Consider the following 15195-nt stretch of genomic DNA (forward strand, 5'->3'; position numbering starts at 1 on the left):
GTAATTATGAAAAGCCATTCACTGAACTCCATCGTGCAAAAACTGGCAGTGACCATGATCGTCCTTTATGTCATCCCAACCGGCGCGATTGGCCAGCAAAATTTCAGCTGCTCTTATGGCGATCGCGGCGCATGCCTCGGGTACGGAGACAGGGTATGTTCTAGCAATAGTATATGTGTAGACCAGAATTCCGCCTGTTTTGATCGATTCCAATGTGACTATGAGGGCTTTACCTGCAAATCTAACGTTACCAGTTGTGTAGCTGACTACAATGATCTGCTCAGCGAGCACAATCAGCTGGTAAGGAACTACAACACCTTGCTCGATGACCATCGATTACTACTGGCGGCCCACAACGAGCTGGTAGACGACTACAACCACAATCTCGAACTGATTGAAGAGCTAGGGGACGACTTGGAAGATGTTGAAACCTGTTTGATCTATGCGACCACGCTCGGTGACGCAAAACTTTGTGCTCAATGATGCATCATCAGTACATCAGAGTCACATGTATCGCACGAAAAGCAGGCCAGTTCCCACCATTGACGAGTTAAAGTGACCAAAGGAGCCTAAGCGGTATGACAATTTTTGATTGGCTGTTCGGCCGTAGCGCTGAACCAAATCAGCGTAGCGAACCCACGGTTAGTACACCGCTACATCAATCATCAACAAACACTAGCAGTCTCTCGAGACCGGATTTCGCCCACCGTCGTACTTTGCCTGCCGGGAATTTCCGCTTTATCGCGCTGGATGTGGAGACCGCGTGCAGCGACGTCGCCAGCATTTGTCAGATCGGACTGGCCTGTGTTCAACCCGACAATCGAATTCAAACCTTTTCGATGATGGTCAATCCCGGCACGAGGTTCGACCCGTTCAACACTCAGCTACACGGCATCGGGCCAGATCAGGTCGCTGACTCACCCAGGTTCAGTGAAGCGCTCGAACATTTAAATGCGCTGCTTTCACGGCATCATCTCGTTCAGCACAGCAACTTTGATAAACAAGCAATTGCCGCAGCCTGCCGATCGTGCGGCCTCCCGATACCCGAATTCAGATGGGCCGACAGCGTCACCATTGCGAGAAGGGCATGGCCAGAGTTAAAGGGTAATGGTGGCCATGGACTTGCAAATCTGAAAAAAGTTCTCGACCTGCAATTTCACCACCACGATGCCGGAGAGGATGCGCGTGCAGCAGCCACTGTAGTTTTGCATGCTGAAGCCCATCTTCGCGTACCTTTCGAAGAACTGGTCAAACCGGTACCAAAACGACGGTATCCGGACGCTATTACAAAGGACGGCAATCCAGCGGGTGCGCTGGCTGGTGCTGTCGTGGTCTTTACCGGTGCGCTGAGCATGTCCCGAGCCGATGCAGCTGACCTCGCAGCGCGTCTTGGCATGTGTGTGAAAGCAGGAGTGACGCAAAAGACGACGCATCTGGTCGTCGGCGATCAAGACCTGACACTCCTTGCCGGGCACACAAAAAGCAGCAAGCATCGTAAGGCAGAGGAATTGAAGGTCACCGGGCATCCGATCCAGATCATCGGTGAAACCGACTTCAAGGCTCTTGTGGACACTGCCGGATTGCGCTGACCCCCTACCGATGGTTCCTCCCCCGTCCCGAACGTATACGGGGGGGCGCAGCGCGGCATTTCGCTAGCCACAGCAACTTTCACCGGGGAATCCACTTGGAGACCACCCCGGCCATCATCAGAAATTATAGTATTTATTATCAATGATTTGGGATGAATAACTTTAAGAATGTGGTGGATTTTACTATTTTAGTCAAGAATCCATCTTGGCAAGAAGAAAGCCATTTTTTCAGCAAAGAAAGCCACGTCGAGCCAGTGCTTATGCTGCAACTAATCCAAGCGGATAAAGCCGCCAGTCCGTGCCATCGTGTCGATTGAGGTTGCTGATGCAACCTCTGACACTGAGGACGGGAAGCAGAAGTTCGCTGCAAGTGCGAACAGTCTTGGAATAATCGACAATTGCGGACCTTGAGAATAGTCCTAAATTGCTCGTCATTCGGAGACCTGCTGAACAGTTTCGATAGGAAAACCTAGAGAGGCTCGGGAGCGCGCCGTGGCCAATTTTCCAATAGGGCCATATTCTTAATGATCGGCGAATGGGCGGCCTTCCCAATCCTGCGGATCGATGGAGGTGGCGGAACAGGGCGCGAGAGCTACAAAGCGGTCCCCACATGCCGGGACCGCTTGCGCGGTGGACGAAAGACCTGCCGTCACAAGGTGTCAGTAATGCTGGACTTTTTCACCTTTTGCTGCGGAATCCACGGCGATCGTGATACGCTTGGCCCGGGTGGCTGGCTGCTTGGCCGCCGCAATCCAGCGCAGGATGTTGCGCCGATAAGACGGCGCGGCGGACTGCCACCAGTCCCGCGCCTGCTGCTGGTCCAGCGCCTGCGTCGGGTCATCGGGGTCGACCAGCGCATCTACCGGATCGGAGTCGTTCCATTTGCGGCTGGCCTTGCCCACCGCCACAGACGCATGGCCTGCGGCGTGCATCCGTCCCTCCGCTTCCAGCCGTGCCGCCCGATCCTTGTAGCTTTGAGCCCATGCCTGCTGCTTGCGTGGCGCGATCAGTTGCATCGTGCGGGCCTCGTCCAGCTTGAGCCTGCGCCCGTCGATCCAGCCATGCGCGATCAGCGCGTCGAGCACCGCCTCGCGTGACACATAACGGTCGGCGTGTTGCGCTTTCCATGTCACCAGCCAGACACTCTCTTCTTGCGCGTGGTTGACGGAAAGCCAGTCCCAAAGCGCTTGCTTGGAAGCGATCTCTACACGGTCGAACTTATCAGGGTTCATCGGTTTGGTTCTTCATGGTCAGCAACCGGATGATCAGGTTGATGTGGCTTTCGCGGATGCGATCCACGGGATAGATCGCGTCGCGATCAGGGAACCGCGCCGTCATCTCGCGCGACAGCGCCAGTGTGATGACGGGACCAAAGATCAGGTGCTGCATGCCGAGCGTGTCGATCGGCGCGAAGCTGCCGCGCGCGATGCCGTCCTCGATCATGCCTGTCACGGCTGCGTAAGTGTTGCTGATGAAGCCCCCATGAAACGCCTCGGCGACCTTTGGGATAGTCGAGGCGACCTCGGCGATCAGCGGTGCCATCCGCCCAGCCGGTGTCGTCAGATTGATCCGGTAGATTTCTTCCATCGTCGCACGGATGCGCGCGGGATCGGAGAGCGACGGGTCCTGCCTGATAGCTGTCAGCATCCGAACTGCGCCGTCATACCCTTCGGTTACACATGCGATGAACAGGGCCTCTTTCGATGGAAAGTGATGGTAGAGGCTGGCCTTCTGTATCCCGATGGCGCGCGCAAGATCGGCCATCGACGTGCCGGCATAGCCATGCGTCACGAAAGCATCCGTCGCCTGTGACAGAATGTCGTCCCTGCGCGTGACCTGCGATTTTTCTTTCCCTTGGGGCATTGACGCAACCTTCCGATCCTCTAATTCCCTACCGAACGGTCGGGTGTTTGGATATGCAGAGGATATATCATGTTTGCAAGAAGGCAAATGCGGGGGCTGCTGACGATTTCGCTGCTGGCGACCACGCTCGCGGCTTCGGCCAGTCACGCGCAGCCGACCGCCGACCCGCTGCCAGCGGTGCGGTCCGTGATCGTCGCGCCTGCGGCAGCTACCTTGGAACGGCAGTTCTATGGACGGGTCGTCGCGAGGGAGACGGTCGATCTCGCTTTTGAAGTTGGTGGCCGACTGGATCGCCTGTTGCCGGAGGAAGGCCAGAGGGTCACGGCGGGTGCCACGCTCGCCGTGCTCGACCTCGACGGGTTCCGGCGCAGCGTCGAAAGGGCCGCCTTGAACCTTGATATGGCAGGGCGTGATGCCGAACGGGCCTTGCTGTTGTCCGAACGTGCGGTCGGACCGGAAAGCCGTGCTGAGGACGCGATCACGGCCCGCGATCTGGCGGATATCGCGTTGCGCGACGCACAAGCCGCGTTGGCCGATGCCACGCTGACCGCGCCATTCGACGCATTGGTCGCCGCCCGTCTGGCACCGCCGCAAAGCATCGTGCCTGCCGGACAGCCGATCTTGCGACTGCACGACATGTCAGAATTGCGGGTCGAGATCGACCTGCCGGAACGGCTCTTCGTGGCCTATGGCGGGCTGGACGACTTGCGCTTCACGGCGCGCGGCGCTGACGGCGACCTGCCGTTGCGGCTTGTCGCGTTCCAGCCGGATACCGCCAGTGTGGGTCAATCCTATCGCGTGACGCTGGCATTTGTCGAAACGCCCGGCCCGGCGGTCTTGCCGGGCGCATCGGTCACTGTTCTGGCGCAAGTGCCTGCACCGACCGCAGGTGCCGCCGTGCCTGCGACTGCCGTGCTGGCGCAGAATGACCGATCCACCGCCGTCTTCGTGCTGCAAGGTGAAGGGGATGCCCTGATCGTGCGCGAGGTGCCGGTCACCGTCACGTCACAGACCGGCACCGGCTTTGTCGTCGCAGGGCTGGAGGCTGGCGCGGAAATCGTCGCGGTCGGGGCGCACCGGCTGACGGCGGGACAAATGGTCCGCCGGTTCACCGACCTGCGCATGACCGAAGATTGAAGCAGGGACATCAAAGAATGAGCATCGCCCGCCAAGCCATCGCACGACCGCTTTACACATGGATCGTCATCGCATTCTGCATCTTCGGCGGGATCGGCGGGTATCTGTCCGTCGGCAAGCTCGAAGACCCCGGCATCACCCTCAAATCCGCGCTCGTCATCACGCCCTGGCCCGGTGCGACCGCCGCCGAAGTCGCGGCCGAAGTGTCCGAAGTGCTGGAAAGCGCACTCCAGACTCTGGACGAGATCGACTATATTACTTCGCGCAATACCGCCGGTCTGTCGGTGATCGAGGTTCACATCCGCGACACCTTCGACGGCGGCGAACTGCCGCAGGTCTGGGACAAGCTGCGCGCGCGCGTCGCCGATGCTGCGGCTGATCTGCCAAGCGGAACGCTGCGGTCGCAGATCAACGATAGTTTCGGCGATATCTACGGCATCTACTACGCCGTCACCGCTCCCGGCTTTTCGGACGCCGACCTGCACGGTTTCGCGAGCTACATGCGCCGCGAAATGCTGAGCGTGAAGGGCGTCGCCGGTGCCGAACTGCTGGGCCTGCCCGAGGAAGCCGTGTTCGTCGAACCGGATCAGGCGGCACTGGCGAACATCGGTGTGCCGCCAGGGGCCATTCTGGGGGCGATCGGCAGGCTTAGCGACGTCGAGCCAACGGGTGCGGTGACGCAGGATGGAGCTGAATTGCGCATCGAAGCGCCAAAGCAGGAGGCGGCGGATTTTGCCCTGCGCGGGTTGACGATCGGTGCCGGTGGCGCGACCTTCAACCTGATCGATATGGCTCAGATTTCGCGCCAGCGTGTGGACGAACCGAACCACATGATCCGCCACAACGGCACTGAGGCGTTCACGCTGGGTATCTCTGCCTTGGCGTCAGAAAATATCGTGACGGTCGGCGCACGGGTCGAAGACCGTCTGGCGCGGGTGCTGAGCGAGCTGCCCTTGGGCGTCGATGTCCATCCGATCTATGCGCAGCACACCATCGTGGAAGAGGCGAGCACCAGCTTTCTGACAAGCCTTATGCTGTCGGTGGCGGTCGTGATCGGCGTGCTCGCGCTCTTCATGGGGTGGCGAGCGGCGGTCGTTGTTGGCATCACACTGGCGCTGACGGTCATTGCCACGTTCTTTTTCATGATGCTGTTCGACATCAAGGTCGAACGGATCAGCCTTGGTGCGCTGATCATCGCGATGGGGATGCTGGTGGACAATGCCATCGTGATGGCCGAAGGCATGCAGATCGAAATGCGCCGTGGGCGCAGTGCCGAGGACGCCGCACAGGAAATCGCGCGCAAGACGCAGGTGCCGCTTTTGGGGGCGACGGTGATCGGGGCGATGGCCTTCGCGGGGATCGGCTTGTCGCCGGATGCATCGGGCGAATTCCTGTTCTCGCTTTTCGCCGTCATCACGATCTCGCTGCTGTTGTCATGGCTGCTGGCTGTGACGGTGACGCCTTTGCTCGGCAGTTACTTTTTCAAACGCGGCGGGCTCGCCGACGGCGAAGATCCCTACGACACGGCGTTCTTTCGCGGCTATGCGGCTTTGGTGCGCGGTGCCTTGCGGATGCGCTGGCTTGTTATTCTGGGTCTTATCGGCGGGACAGTCGCGGGCTTCGGCGCAATGAGCCAGGTCACCCAGCAGTTCTTTCCGCCCGCGAATACGCCGCTGTTCTATTTCAACTACTATGCGCAGCAAGGCAGCGTGATCGGCCAGACCTCGGATGATCTCGCGATCATTGAGGATTGGTTGGCTGACCGTCCCGACGTTGCCGCCTATACCGCTACGATGGGGCAGGGTGTGTCGCGCTTCGTGCTGACCTACACACCCCCCAAGCCGGACCCGGCTTACGGGCAACTCGTCATCCGCGCGACCAGCTTCGAGGCGATCCCGGCGCTGCGTGACGATCTGGCCGTTTTCGCGCGCGACGCCCTGCCTTGGGCCGAAACGCGGGTGCAGCAGATCATCTATGGCCCACCTGTCGGCGCGGATGTGGAGATGCGCCTGTCCGGCCCTGACCCGGATGTCTTGCGCGATCTGGCTGATGAAGCGTTGCAGGTGTTCCAGCAATCCGACTTGCTGCAGGCACAGCGCATCGACTGGCGCGAACGCGATCTCGCAACCCGGCCAATCTATGCGCAGGACCGTGCGCAATCCTTGGGTATCTCCCGCGCCGACGTGGCCTCAGCACTCGCGCTTGCCACGAACGGGATACCCGCAGGAACCTTGCGCGAAGGCGAGCGTGAGATCCCCGTCATCGTGCGGACCCCACGCGACGGCCGCGCGGAGGAGGCTCGCCTGCTCGATCAGCTGGTCTATGCCCAGACCGCCGATGCCTATACGCCGCTCGATCAGGTCATCGACGGCTTCGGGGTGATCGTGCGCGATGCAGCGATCCTGCGCCGCGACCGCCAGCCCACGATCAGCGTGCAGGCATTCACCGTGCCGGGCGTGCTCGCCGATGCCGCATTCCGCGACGTGCGCGCGGCGGTCGAGGCGATTGACCTGCCGCCGGGTTATCGTTTCGCATGGGGCGGCGAGTTTGAAAGTGCGTCCAATGCGCAGGCGAGCCTTGGTCGTCAGATGCCGCTGGCATTCGGGACGATGTTGCTGATCACTGTGCTGCTGTTCGGCAAGCTGCGTCAGACGGCGGTGATCTGGACGCTTGTTCCGATGGCCGTTAACGGTGCGGCCATCGGGCTGCTGCTGACCGGGTTGCCGTTCAGCTTTACCGCCCTGTTGGGGCTGCTGAGCCTGTCGGGTATGCTCATCAAGAACGCCATCGTGCTGGTCGAGGAAATCGACGCCCAAAAGCAAGAGGCGGGGCTGCCGCAATCTGAGGCCATCGTGACCGCCAGCGTCAGCCGCCTGCGCCCGGTCGTGTTGGCCGCGGGCACCACGATCCTCGGCATGGCCCCGCTGCTGTTCGACGTCTTCTTCGCCTCGATGGCGGTGACGATCATGGCCGGGCTCGGCTTTGCCTCGGTGCTGACGCTGATCGGTGTGCCAGTGCTTTATCACACCTACCTGCGACGCGAGCGCAAAGCCGAACGCTCGGCCGGAACGCGTCAAACACCTGATTTACACACCATGCCCCCCAAACTTGCAGCGGAGTAACCACCATGTCTGACGGCTTTACACAGATGATCGCAACTTCACGCAAGTTTCTTGGCGACCTCACCCGGAACAACGACCGTGACTGGTTCGAAGACCACAAAAAAACATTCAAGACCGAGATCGAAGCACCACTCAAGCTACTGACTGACCTCTTTGCCGATGACATTTCACAGGCAACGGGCAGAAACCACACAGGCAAGGTCGGACGCATTTACCGTGACGTGCGGTTCTCGAAGGACAAGAGCCCCTACAACACGCATGTCCACGCCTACTGGATGCCGACGAACGGAAATGGTCCGGGCTGGCTTTTGCAGATCGATGCGGAAGGCGCGAAGCTGATGACAGGGATGCATGCGCTCGATGCCGACGGATTGGTCCGATATCGCAACGCCGTCGACTGCGATGGAGACGCGTTGCGGATCGCCATCACAGATGCCGAGAGCAGGGGTGCAGCAATGATCGATTTCGGCGATACGAGCCTTAAACGGGTGCCAAAAGCATTTGATCAGGACCATCCGCACAGCGACCTGATCCGGCGCAAGCAGATCGTTCTTGGCATCAGGTTTGACAATGATTTGCAAACCGACGTGATCCCCGCGTTGAAAGCGAGCGTCGCGATCCTGCGACCGTTCTGGAACTGGTGCAACGGGGCTCTTGATTGAAGTATGCTTACCGTCAACATCGGTTGGCTATCCTCAGTGAAATCGCGCGTTTGATTGGTGCTTACTTTACAAAAGAATGCGCTCGTGCCGGTGGGGATGGCTTAAAGAAGCGTATCATGTTGCTCTGACAAGAACTTTCGGACGGCATGATCTTTTGTCAGCGATATCGCGACAGCGAGAAAGGATGCTGAGCCCGCAGAATTTCCGGCCAGACGTTCGACCCGGCTTCGTGCTACCCACCAAGGGGCATGTTTCTGGACACGCGCTTTTTGCGTTTTTGCCGTACCTGATTGGATTGCCCGACACTTTCCCGACACGAGAATGCTGCATGATGCACGAATGGCCGATCTCGTGAAGTTGCGCTGCAGCGCCGTTCACTTTGCAGCGCGGCAGCAAAGGGCCGTCAACGACCAATCCAATGCAAACTGAAGCAAGTCTCGCCAGCCAAAGCATCCACCCTGAGCCAGGGCGAAATGGATCCATCAGAACGCGTTGATTCAACGTCAAAAAATATTTGACAAAGCTGCCCCCCTTGACCCATACGTTGATCATCGAAGTTTTGCGCGCCAGAGACACCCGCTCGCGGCAGGCTTTGTTAAATCCGGATTGCATATAATGTTTCAGCCGTTGGCAACTGCCAGCGCCCCGATACGATTGCCTACCCTGCCCCACATGAAAGCTTCCACATGGACCTCGTCTTCGCGCCGAGCCAGATTGAATCCTGGCCGATTGACCGGCTGCGCCCCTATGCGCGCAATGCCAAGATCCATGGCACCGATCAGGTCGCAAAGATCGCGGCCAGCATGGCAAAGTTCGGCTGGACCGTGCCCTGCATGGTCGCAGACGATGGAGAACTGATTGCAGGCCATGGTCGTGTTCTGGCAGCCACCATGCTGGGTCTTAAGGATGTGCCCGTGATCCGTTTGGGTCATCTGGATGAAGCCGAGCGCCGCGCTTACCGCATCGCCGACAACAAGCTGACCGAGTTGGGCGAATGGGATGAGGCTATGCTGCGCGACGAGATCGCGGGATTACTGGCAGACGATTTTGACCTGTCGCTGCTAGGCATCAGCGATGATGATCTGGACGCATTGCTGCGTGACCCCGACGCGCTGGGCAGCGACGGACCGGTCGAGGGTGAAGACGATGTACCGGACGTGCCGGTTACGCCCGTCTCGGTCCAAGGTGACCTTTGGCAGCTCGGCTCCCATCGCCTGATCTGCGGCGACAGCACATCGGCCGACGTGGTCGGGCGGTTGCTGGGCGACGTGAAACCACAGCTGATGGTGACCGACCCGCCTTATGGTGTGGAGTATGACCCGTCATGGCGCAACCAAGCCGGTGCGGCCAAGACCAAGCGCACTGGCAAGGTGCTGAACGACGACCGAGCTGACTGGCGCGAAGCCTGGGACCTGTTTCCTGGCGATGTGGCCTATGTCTGGCACGGCGCATTGCATTCCTCGACCGTGGCCGAGAGCCTTATAGCAGCGGGCTTCAACGTCCGTTCGCAGATCATCTGGGCCAAGGACCGGCTGGTGCTAAGCCGCGGTGATTACCACTGGCAGCACGAGCCGTGCTGGTATGCGGTGCGCAAAACCGGCAAAGGCCACTGGGCTGGTGATCGCAAGCAGACCACGCTGTGGCAGATCGCCAACAAGGATCAGGATGCCACTACTGTACATGGTACGCAAAAGCCCGTCGAATGCATGCGTCGCCCGATCCTGAACAATTCCAGCCCAGGACAAGCTGTGTTCGAGCCTTTCATGGGGTCCGGCACTACGCTGATCGCCGCGGAAACCACCGGTCGCGCCTGCTACGGCGTCGAGTTGAACCCCGCCTATGTCGATGTGGCGATCGAGAGATGGCAGCAATTTACAGGCGCGAGCGCCATCTTGGCTGAGACGGGCGAGGCCTTCGAAGAACTGAAATTGCAGAGGTTATCAGGATGACAATCCAAAGCTGAGTTGACAGGTTGTGCTCTCAAATGCTGAATTCCGCCCTCAGTCGCGCTGCAGGTTGGCGTGACACGTACGAAAAACTGCACGAAGGCTACTTGGCGGGGCGGACATTGATCCCGAGCTATAAAGTCGAAAGCAATTTTTGAGATAACTGCCTGATGAACACAGTCCCCACCCTCATAACAACACGCCTGACATTGCGACCCATGAGGGCGGATGATTGGACCGCATATTACCAGCTTATGGCGTCAGATCGCGCAGCCTACATGGGTGGACCGTTTTCGAAATCTGTTGCCTGGGGCATGTTTTGCGCAGATCACGCGCAATGGAGCCTTTTCGGGTGCGGTGCTCTCATGATTGAACACTCAGACAGTGGCGCTTGCCTGGGGCAGGTCGGTATTAATTCCGGGCCGCTGTTTCCGGAGTGGGAGCTCGGTTGGTTCTTATATCCTGATGCAGAAGGGAAAGGCTTTGCATATGAAGCTGCAGCCGCCCTTCGTGCCTGGGGAAAGGATGTCCGAAAACTTGAAACGCTGGTGAGCTACATTGATCCTGATAACGAAAGATCAGCCAAATTGGCGGATCGACTTGGTGCATTTCTTGATGAAGGTGCTCGGCGACCCGATCCAACGGATTTGGTTTATCGGCACTTCACCATCTGAAATGACGCCAAAAAGCACAAAGCGTCAACCGACCCTATAAACAGGTCCTCTGCCATCTTCCTTCACAGAGGTGATCGTCAGCCCCAGTTTCTTTTTCAGCGCCCCAGATATCATGCCTCGCGCTGAATGCGCTTGCCATGCTGTCGCCTCGACGATTTCAGCAATGGTTGCGCCCTCAGGCCGTTGCAGGAGGGCAATGACCAGCGCCTGCTTGGTGCCTGTGCGCAGGGCGACGGGTTTCGGGGCTGTGGCTGCGGTGGGTCTATGCGCGGTTTGAGGTTTTAGAATTCCTGCAAGAGCGTCTGTGCCTAACGCGGCTGGCACGAGCCCAACCGCGAGCAGCCCTGCCTCCGTTGCAATGAGCGTCGTGCCGTGCCCATCACCGGTTTCGCGCCAGAGTGGCTCGCTGCGGCGCAGGTTTGCGTCGACCTCTTGCAGCCAGCCGTTGGTGGTCATGCGAGTGACGACCATCTTGGCGGCCGCACCATGCAGCCCTTTGGGCAATGGCAAGGCGATGTGATCCGCGCGCCGGGCAGCGGCGGAAAGGATCAAGCGTTGGGTCTCGGTCAGTGGGGGCATAGTGGCTTCCTACTCTGTAAAGTCATTTATGATCAGGGGCGCGGTCAGTCATGCTCGCCCATGGTTGCGGCGACGGCAAAGTGCTGCACCCAACCGTTGAGGTAAGACAGCCCGGCGGGAATACCGTGATCGCGCTCTGTCTGGCGGTTGATCCGCCAGTCCTGCCAGCGGCGGATGGCGGCGATGATCGCGGCCTCAGTGTCAATGTTGCAGCCAGTCATGTTGTTGACCACGTCATCGGCAAAGTGGCGGCCCATGTGGCTGTCGAGAAAATCGCGGATGCCGGTCATTTCATCTTCGCTGTCGGCGCCAATCGCAGTGGCAATCAGGGTCGAGGCCAGCACCCAGACCTCCACGCTGCGGCGGTCGCGCTGGGGGCAAACAGTGAGGGTGCGGTAAAAGCCGTGGTCGAGGTTCCGGCTGGGCAGAATAGGGGGCAATGTCATCGGGTGGTCCTTTTTGGTGGCGCTCAGATGAGCCCGTGTTGTTTGAGAACGGGCACGACATCGGCCAGTTCAACGGTGAGGCAGTCGATCCCGATCCGGCCCGCCATCTCGAAGACCTCTGCGTTCAGGCTCGCATCGTTGAAATGGCCCTGCAGCGTGGCTGGGGTCAGGACCTGCATGAAGCGGCTGCGGTCGATGAAAATGCGGGTTGTGTCGGCGGTGGTGGCGATGGCCATGTGCGTATCCTTTCAGGATTGGGATTTGGTGGTTGCAGCAGCGCGGCGTCCGGCCTCGAAGGCCTCCGCAAGTGCTGCGCGGATCGCCCAGACCGCCACGTCGTGGAAATCCAGACGGTCGCTGTTGCGCGTCTCTAGCGTCTCGATGGTGTGGAAATGTTTGGCTGCGATCTCCAGCAGCAGGGCTTCGCTGGGGGCTTTGGCTGGGGCGCCTTTGGCGATCATGGCGTTGTCTCCGGGATTGAGTTGCATCGTTTTCCTGCACCCAGAATCGCTCTACGCGGGAGTGTAATCAACTGAATTAGGTTGTTTTTCTTGTTTATTTACAATGCGTTGAGGACAAACCAAGCGCCATGGAAGGTATATCTGAGCGCGCGTATGCAGAACGATCCGGCTTGTCACGCGGCGCGGTGCAAAAAGCGCGCAAAGCCGGGCGGCTGGTGGTACATGCCGACGGATCGATCAACGCGGCAGCTTCTGACGCACGTCGTGTCGCCACAACCGATCCCGACCAGCAGCTTCGCGCGCGCGGCGGCTTCGGGGCTGCCAGCGATGGTGCCAGCGTGACCAGTAGCGGCGTATCCGGCGCGGGTGACAGCACATCCTATCTCAAAGCCCGCACCGCGCTGACCGTCTATCAGGCCCAGGAAAAGCAGCTTGGCATCCAGAAGAAGAAAGGCACGCTGGTCGACCGTGCACGGGCGGAAACGCTGGTGTTTCGACTGGCGCGGCAGGAACGCGACACATGGGTCACCTGGCCGCCCCGTGTGGCGGCCCTGATGGCGGCCGAAATCGCCGCAGAGCTGGAAAAACAATCCGGCACACCGGTGATCATCGAGGCCGCGATCCTGCAAAGGGTGCTGGAAACCCATGTCAGAGCGCAACTCGACGCCCTCGCCGATCTCAGGGTCTCGCTTGGATGATGATTATGATGATCTGACCGCCGATCTCGACCTCGGCTTTGACGGGGCCGCGGACATCCTGCGGGTCTGGCGCAGCGGCATGCGGCCCGATCCTGATCTGACAGTGTCGGAATGGGCCGACGCGCATCGCAAGCTGTCGTCGCGGGCCTCGGCCGAGCCTGGACAATACCGGACATCACGCACGCCCTATCTGCGCGCAATCATGGATGCGCTGTCGCCAAACCACCCCGCGCAGCGGATCAGCTTCATGAAAGCGGCACAGGTTGGCGCGACCGAGGCTGGCAACAACTGGATCGGCTTTGTGATCCACCACGCGCCGGGGCCGATGCTGGCGGTGCTGCCCACCGTCGAGATGGCCAAGCGCACATCGCGCGGCCGGATCGACCCGCTAATCTCGGACTCGCCGGTGCTGCGCGAACGGGTCAATCCGGCGCGGTCGCGCGATGCCGGCAATTCGATGCTGTCAAAGGAGTTCCAGGGCGGCATTCTGGTGCTGACCGGTGCCAATTCCGCCACCGGCCTGCGGTCTATGCCCGCGCGCTACATCTTTCTCGATGAGGTCGACGCCTACCCCGCGTCCGCCGACGAGGAAGGTGATCCGGTCACGCTGGCCGAAGCGCGGACCACCACCTTCTCGCACCGGCGCAAGGTGTTCATGGTCTCGACACCGACGATCCGGGGGCTGAGCCGGATCGAGCGGGAGTTCGAGGCTTCTGACCAGCGGCGCTACTTTGTGCCCTGCCCGCATTGCGGCACGATGCAATGGTTGCAGTTCGAGCGTCTGCGCTGGGACAAAGGGCGACCTGATACGGCGGCCTATCACTGCGAAGGCTGCGAAAAGCCCATCGCCGAACATCACAAGACGCAAATGCTGGCGCGCGGTGCGTGGCGCGCAACGGCCGTGTCTGCTGATCCCTATGCGATAGGCTTCCATCTCTCGGCGCTCTATTCGCCGCTCGGCTGGAAAAGCTGGCAACAGATCGCCCGCGACTGGTTGGCAGCCCAAGGCTCGGAAGAGATGCTGCGCGCTGCGCGCAATACGCTGCTGGGCGAGACATGGGTTGAAAGCGGCGACGCGCCCGAATGGCAACGGCTGGCCGAACGCCGTGAAGCCTATGGTGGCGTGCAAATCCCGATGGGCGGGTTGTTCTTGACCGCAGGCGTCGATGTACAAAAAGACCGCATCGAGGTGGATGTCTGGGCTTGGGGCCGCGGATTGGAAAGCTGGCTTGTCGATCATATCGTGATCGCAGGCGGTCCGGACGATCCGGCTTGCTGGGACAAGCTGACGGCACTCTTGGGTCGGACATGGGCCTGCGCCAATGGCGCTGTCATCGTGATCGGCAAGCTGGCGATCGATACCGGCTACGAAGCCCCTGCGGTTTACACATGGGCGCGCAAGCAGGGCTTTGATCAGGTCGCCCCCGTCAAAGGCCTTGAAGGCTTCAACCGCGCCACGCCGGTGTCAGGTCCGACCTTCGTGGATGCGACCATCGGGGGCAAGCGTCTGCGGCGCGGCGCGCGGCTCTGGTCTGTGGCCACGGCCACCTTCAAGACCGAGACCTACCGCTTTTTGCGGCTGGAACGTCCCAGCGACGAAGATCGGGCGCTGGGTGTGCTGGACGCGCCGGGCACAGTGCATCTGCCCGACTGGATCGATACCGAATGGCTCAAACAGCTGGTGGCCGAACAATTGGTCACTGTGCGCAATAAACGCGGCTACGCCCGCCCCGAATGGCAAAAAATGCGCGAGCGCAACGAAGCGCTTGATACCCGCGTCTATGCCCGCGCCGCCGCATGGATCATGGGTGCCGATCGCTGGGACGAGGCGACCTGGCGCCGGCTTGAAGCGCAGGCCGGGGTCGAAACCAGAGCCTCTGTCGCCCCGGCGTCAGCTGCGGTTCCTTTCGCAGGTCTGGCCACTGAACCAGATACGCCCGCGCCACCCAAAGCCGGCACACCAATCACCCCGCGCCGCAAGCGCCGGGCTTACACACCGACCTTCATGAGGGATTGAG

16 protein-coding genes are annotated in these 15195 nt (G+C 60.2%); 10 read left to right on the forward strand and 6 right to left on the reverse strand.

What is annotated here, in order from left to right:
- The first annotated feature begins 6 nt into the window (after positions 1-6).
- The 3 genes from VOY09_RS17070 (at position 7) to VOY09_RS17080 (ending at position 1906) form a co-directional block, all read left to right on the forward strand.
- On the forward strand, positions 7-483 hold the full coding sequence (locus VOY09_RS17070) for a hypothetical protein (RefSeq protein WP_322895660.1): 477 nt from the start codon (positions 7-9) through the stop codon (positions 481-483).
- A gap of 95 nt (positions 484-578) precedes the next feature.
- Positions 579-1589: an exonuclease domain-containing protein gene (locus VOY09_RS17075; RefSeq protein WP_322895662.1), complete on the forward strand. Its 1011-nt coding sequence runs from the start codon at positions 579-581 to the stop codon at positions 1587-1589.
- Between the two features lie 152 nt (positions 1590-1741).
- Positions 1742-1906: a hypothetical protein gene (locus VOY09_RS17080; RefSeq protein WP_322895664.1), complete on the forward strand. Its 165-nt coding sequence runs from the start codon at positions 1742-1744 to the stop codon at positions 1904-1906.
- 342 nt (positions 1907-2248) lie between these two features.
- Here the strand turns inward: VOY09_RS17080 and VOY09_RS17085 are convergent, their stop codons facing one another.
- Both VOY09_RS17085 and VOY09_RS17090 read right to left on the reverse strand, forming a co-directional pair.
- Positions 2249-2821 carry a YdeI/OmpD-associated family protein gene (locus tag VOY09_RS17085; RefSeq protein ID WP_322895666.1) on the reverse strand — a complete coding sequence of 191 codons (573 nt, stop codon included), beginning with the start codon at positions 2819-2821 and terminating at the stop codon, positions 2249-2251.
- A complete protein-coding gene (locus VOY09_RS17090; protein ID WP_322895668.1) occupies positions 2811-3452 on the reverse strand; it encodes a TetR/AcrR family transcriptional regulator in 642 nt (213 codons plus the stop codon). Before VOY09_RS17090 ends, VOY09_RS17085 begins: the two co-directional genes overlap by 11 nt.
- Positions 3453-3521: 69 nt before the next feature.
- Here VOY09_RS17090 and VOY09_RS17095 point away from each other — a divergent pair, with 69 nt between their 5' ends.
- The 5 genes from VOY09_RS17095 (at position 3522) to VOY09_RS17115 (ending at position 10993) form a co-directional block, all read left to right on the forward strand.
- A complete protein-coding gene (locus VOY09_RS17095; protein ID WP_322895670.1) occupies positions 3522-4589 on the forward strand; it encodes an efflux RND transporter periplasmic adaptor subunit in 1068 nt (355 codons plus the stop codon).
- 17 nt (positions 4590-4606) lie between these two features.
- Positions 4607-7711: an efflux RND transporter permease subunit gene (locus VOY09_RS17100; RefSeq protein WP_322895672.1), complete on the forward strand. Its 3105-nt coding sequence runs from the start codon at positions 4607-4609 to the stop codon at positions 7709-7711.
- 5 nt (positions 7712-7716) lie between these two features.
- Positions 7717-8373: a DUF2461 domain-containing protein gene (locus tag VOY09_RS17105; RefSeq protein ID WP_322895674.1), complete on the forward strand. Its 657-nt coding sequence runs from the start codon at positions 7717-7719 to the stop codon at positions 8371-8373.
- A 686-nt stretch (positions 8374-9059) separates the two neighbouring features.
- A complete protein-coding gene (locus VOY09_RS17110; protein ID WP_322895676.1) occupies positions 9060-10322 on the forward strand; it encodes a site-specific DNA-methyltransferase in 1263 nt (420 codons plus the stop codon).
- 167 nt (positions 10323-10489) lie between these two features.
- Complete coding sequence (locus VOY09_RS17115; RefSeq protein ID WP_322895678.1) at positions 10490-10993, forward strand: GNAT family N-acetyltransferase; 504 nt, start codon at positions 10490-10492, stop codon at positions 10991-10993.
- Between the two features lie 24 nt (positions 10994-11017).
- Here the strand turns inward: VOY09_RS17115 and VOY09_RS17120 are convergent, their stop codons facing one another.
- The 4 genes from VOY09_RS17120 to VOY09_RS17135 are packed head-to-tail and all read right to left on the reverse strand — an operon-like array spanning position 11018 to position 12479.
- Complete coding sequence (locus tag VOY09_RS17120) at positions 11018-11572, reverse strand: DUF3489 domain-containing protein (protein ID WP_322895679.1); 555 nt, start codon at positions 11570-11572, stop codon at positions 11018-11020.
- Positions 11573-11616: 44 nt separating this feature from the next.
- On the reverse strand, positions 11617-12018 hold the full coding sequence (locus tag VOY09_RS17125) for a hypothetical protein (RefSeq protein ID WP_322895680.1): 402 nt from the start codon (positions 12016-12018) through the stop codon (positions 11617-11619).
- A 23-nt stretch (positions 12019-12041) separates the two neighbouring features.
- Positions 12042-12254, reverse strand: a complete 213-nt coding sequence (locus VOY09_RS17130; protein ID WP_322895682.1) for a hypothetical protein — start codon at positions 12252-12254, stop codon at positions 12042-12044.
- Positions 12255-12266: 12 nt separating this feature from the next.
- Complete coding sequence (locus VOY09_RS17135; RefSeq protein ID WP_322895761.1) at positions 12267-12479, reverse strand: DUF6900 domain-containing protein; 213 nt, start codon at positions 12477-12479, stop codon at positions 12267-12269.
- Positions 12480-12607: 128 nt separating this feature from the next.
- Between VOY09_RS17135 and VOY09_RS17140 the strand changes: the two genes are divergently transcribed.
- Complete coding sequence (locus VOY09_RS17140; protein WP_322895685.1) at positions 12608-13177, forward strand: hypothetical protein; 570 nt, start codon at positions 12608-12610, stop codon at positions 13175-13177.
- The gene (locus VOY09_RS17145) at positions 13125-15194 is read left to right on the forward strand and encodes a phage terminase large subunit family protein (protein ID WP_322895687.1); all 2070 of its coding nucleotides are present in this window, start codon (positions 13125-13127) and stop codon (positions 15192-15194) included. Before VOY09_RS17140 ends, VOY09_RS17145 begins: the two co-directional genes overlap by 53 nt.
- The last annotated feature ends 1 nt before the right edge of the window (position 15195 follow it).

The sequence above is a fragment of the Yoonia sp. 67-2 genome, assembly GCF_035117555.1.
GTDB lineage: Bacteria > Pseudomonadota > Alphaproteobacteria > Rhodobacterales > Rhodobacteraceae > Yoonia.

Coding starts and splice junctions, on each gene's coding strand:
- VOY09_RS17070 (WP_322895660.1), top strand. CDS start 7: ATGAAAAGCCATTCACTGAACTCCATCGTGCAAAAACTGGCAGTGACC.
- VOY09_RS17075 (WP_322895662.1), top strand. CDS start 579: ATGACAATTTTTGATTGGCTGTTCGGCCGTAGCGCTGAACCAAATCAG.
- VOY09_RS17080 (WP_322895664.1), top strand. CDS start 1,742: ATGAATAACTTTAAGAATGTGGTGGATTTTACTATTTTAGTCAAGAAT.
- VOY09_RS17085 (WP_322895666.1), bottom strand. CDS start 2,821: ATGAACCCTGATAAGTTCGACCGTGTAGAGATCGCTTCCAAGCAAGCG.
- VOY09_RS17090 (WP_322895668.1), bottom strand. CDS start 3,452: ATGCCCCAAGGGAAAGAAAAATCGCAGGTCACGCGCAGGGACGACATT.
- VOY09_RS17095 (WP_322895670.1), top strand. CDS start 3,522: ATGTTTGCAAGAAGGCAAATGCGGGGGCTGCTGACGATTTCGCTGCTG.
- VOY09_RS17100 (WP_322895672.1), top strand. CDS start 4,607: ATGAGCATCGCCCGCCAAGCCATCGCACGACCGCTTTACACATGGATC.
- VOY09_RS17105 (WP_322895674.1), top strand. CDS start 7,717: ATGTCTGACGGCTTTACACAGATGATCGCAACTTCACGCAAGTTTCTT.
- VOY09_RS17110 (WP_322895676.1), top strand. CDS start 9,060: ATGGACCTCGTCTTCGCGCCGAGCCAGATTGAATCCTGGCCGATTGAC.
- VOY09_RS17115 (WP_322895678.1), top strand. CDS start 10,490: ATGAACACAGTCCCCACCCTCATAACAACACGCCTGACATTGCGACCC.
- VOY09_RS17120 (WP_322895679.1), bottom strand. CDS start 11,572: ATGCCCCCACTGACCGAGACCCAACGCTTGATCCTTTCCGCCGCTGCC.
- VOY09_RS17125 (WP_322895680.1), bottom strand. CDS start 12,018: ATGACATTGCCCCCTATTCTGCCCAGCCGGAACCTCGACCACGGCTTT.
- VOY09_RS17130 (WP_322895682.1), bottom strand. CDS start 12,254: ATGGCCATCGCCACCACCGCCGACACAACCCGCATTTTCATCGACCGC.
- VOY09_RS17135 (WP_322895761.1), bottom strand. CDS start 12,479: ATGATCGCCAAAGGCGCCCCAGCCAAAGCCCCCAGCGAAGCCCTGCTG.
- VOY09_RS17140 (WP_322895685.1), top strand. CDS start 12,608: ATGGAAGGTATATCTGAGCGCGCGTATGCAGAACGATCCGGCTTGTCA.
- VOY09_RS17145 (WP_322895687.1), top strand. CDS start 13,125: ATGTCAGAGCGCAACTCGACGCCCTCGCCGATCTCAGGGTCTCGCTTG.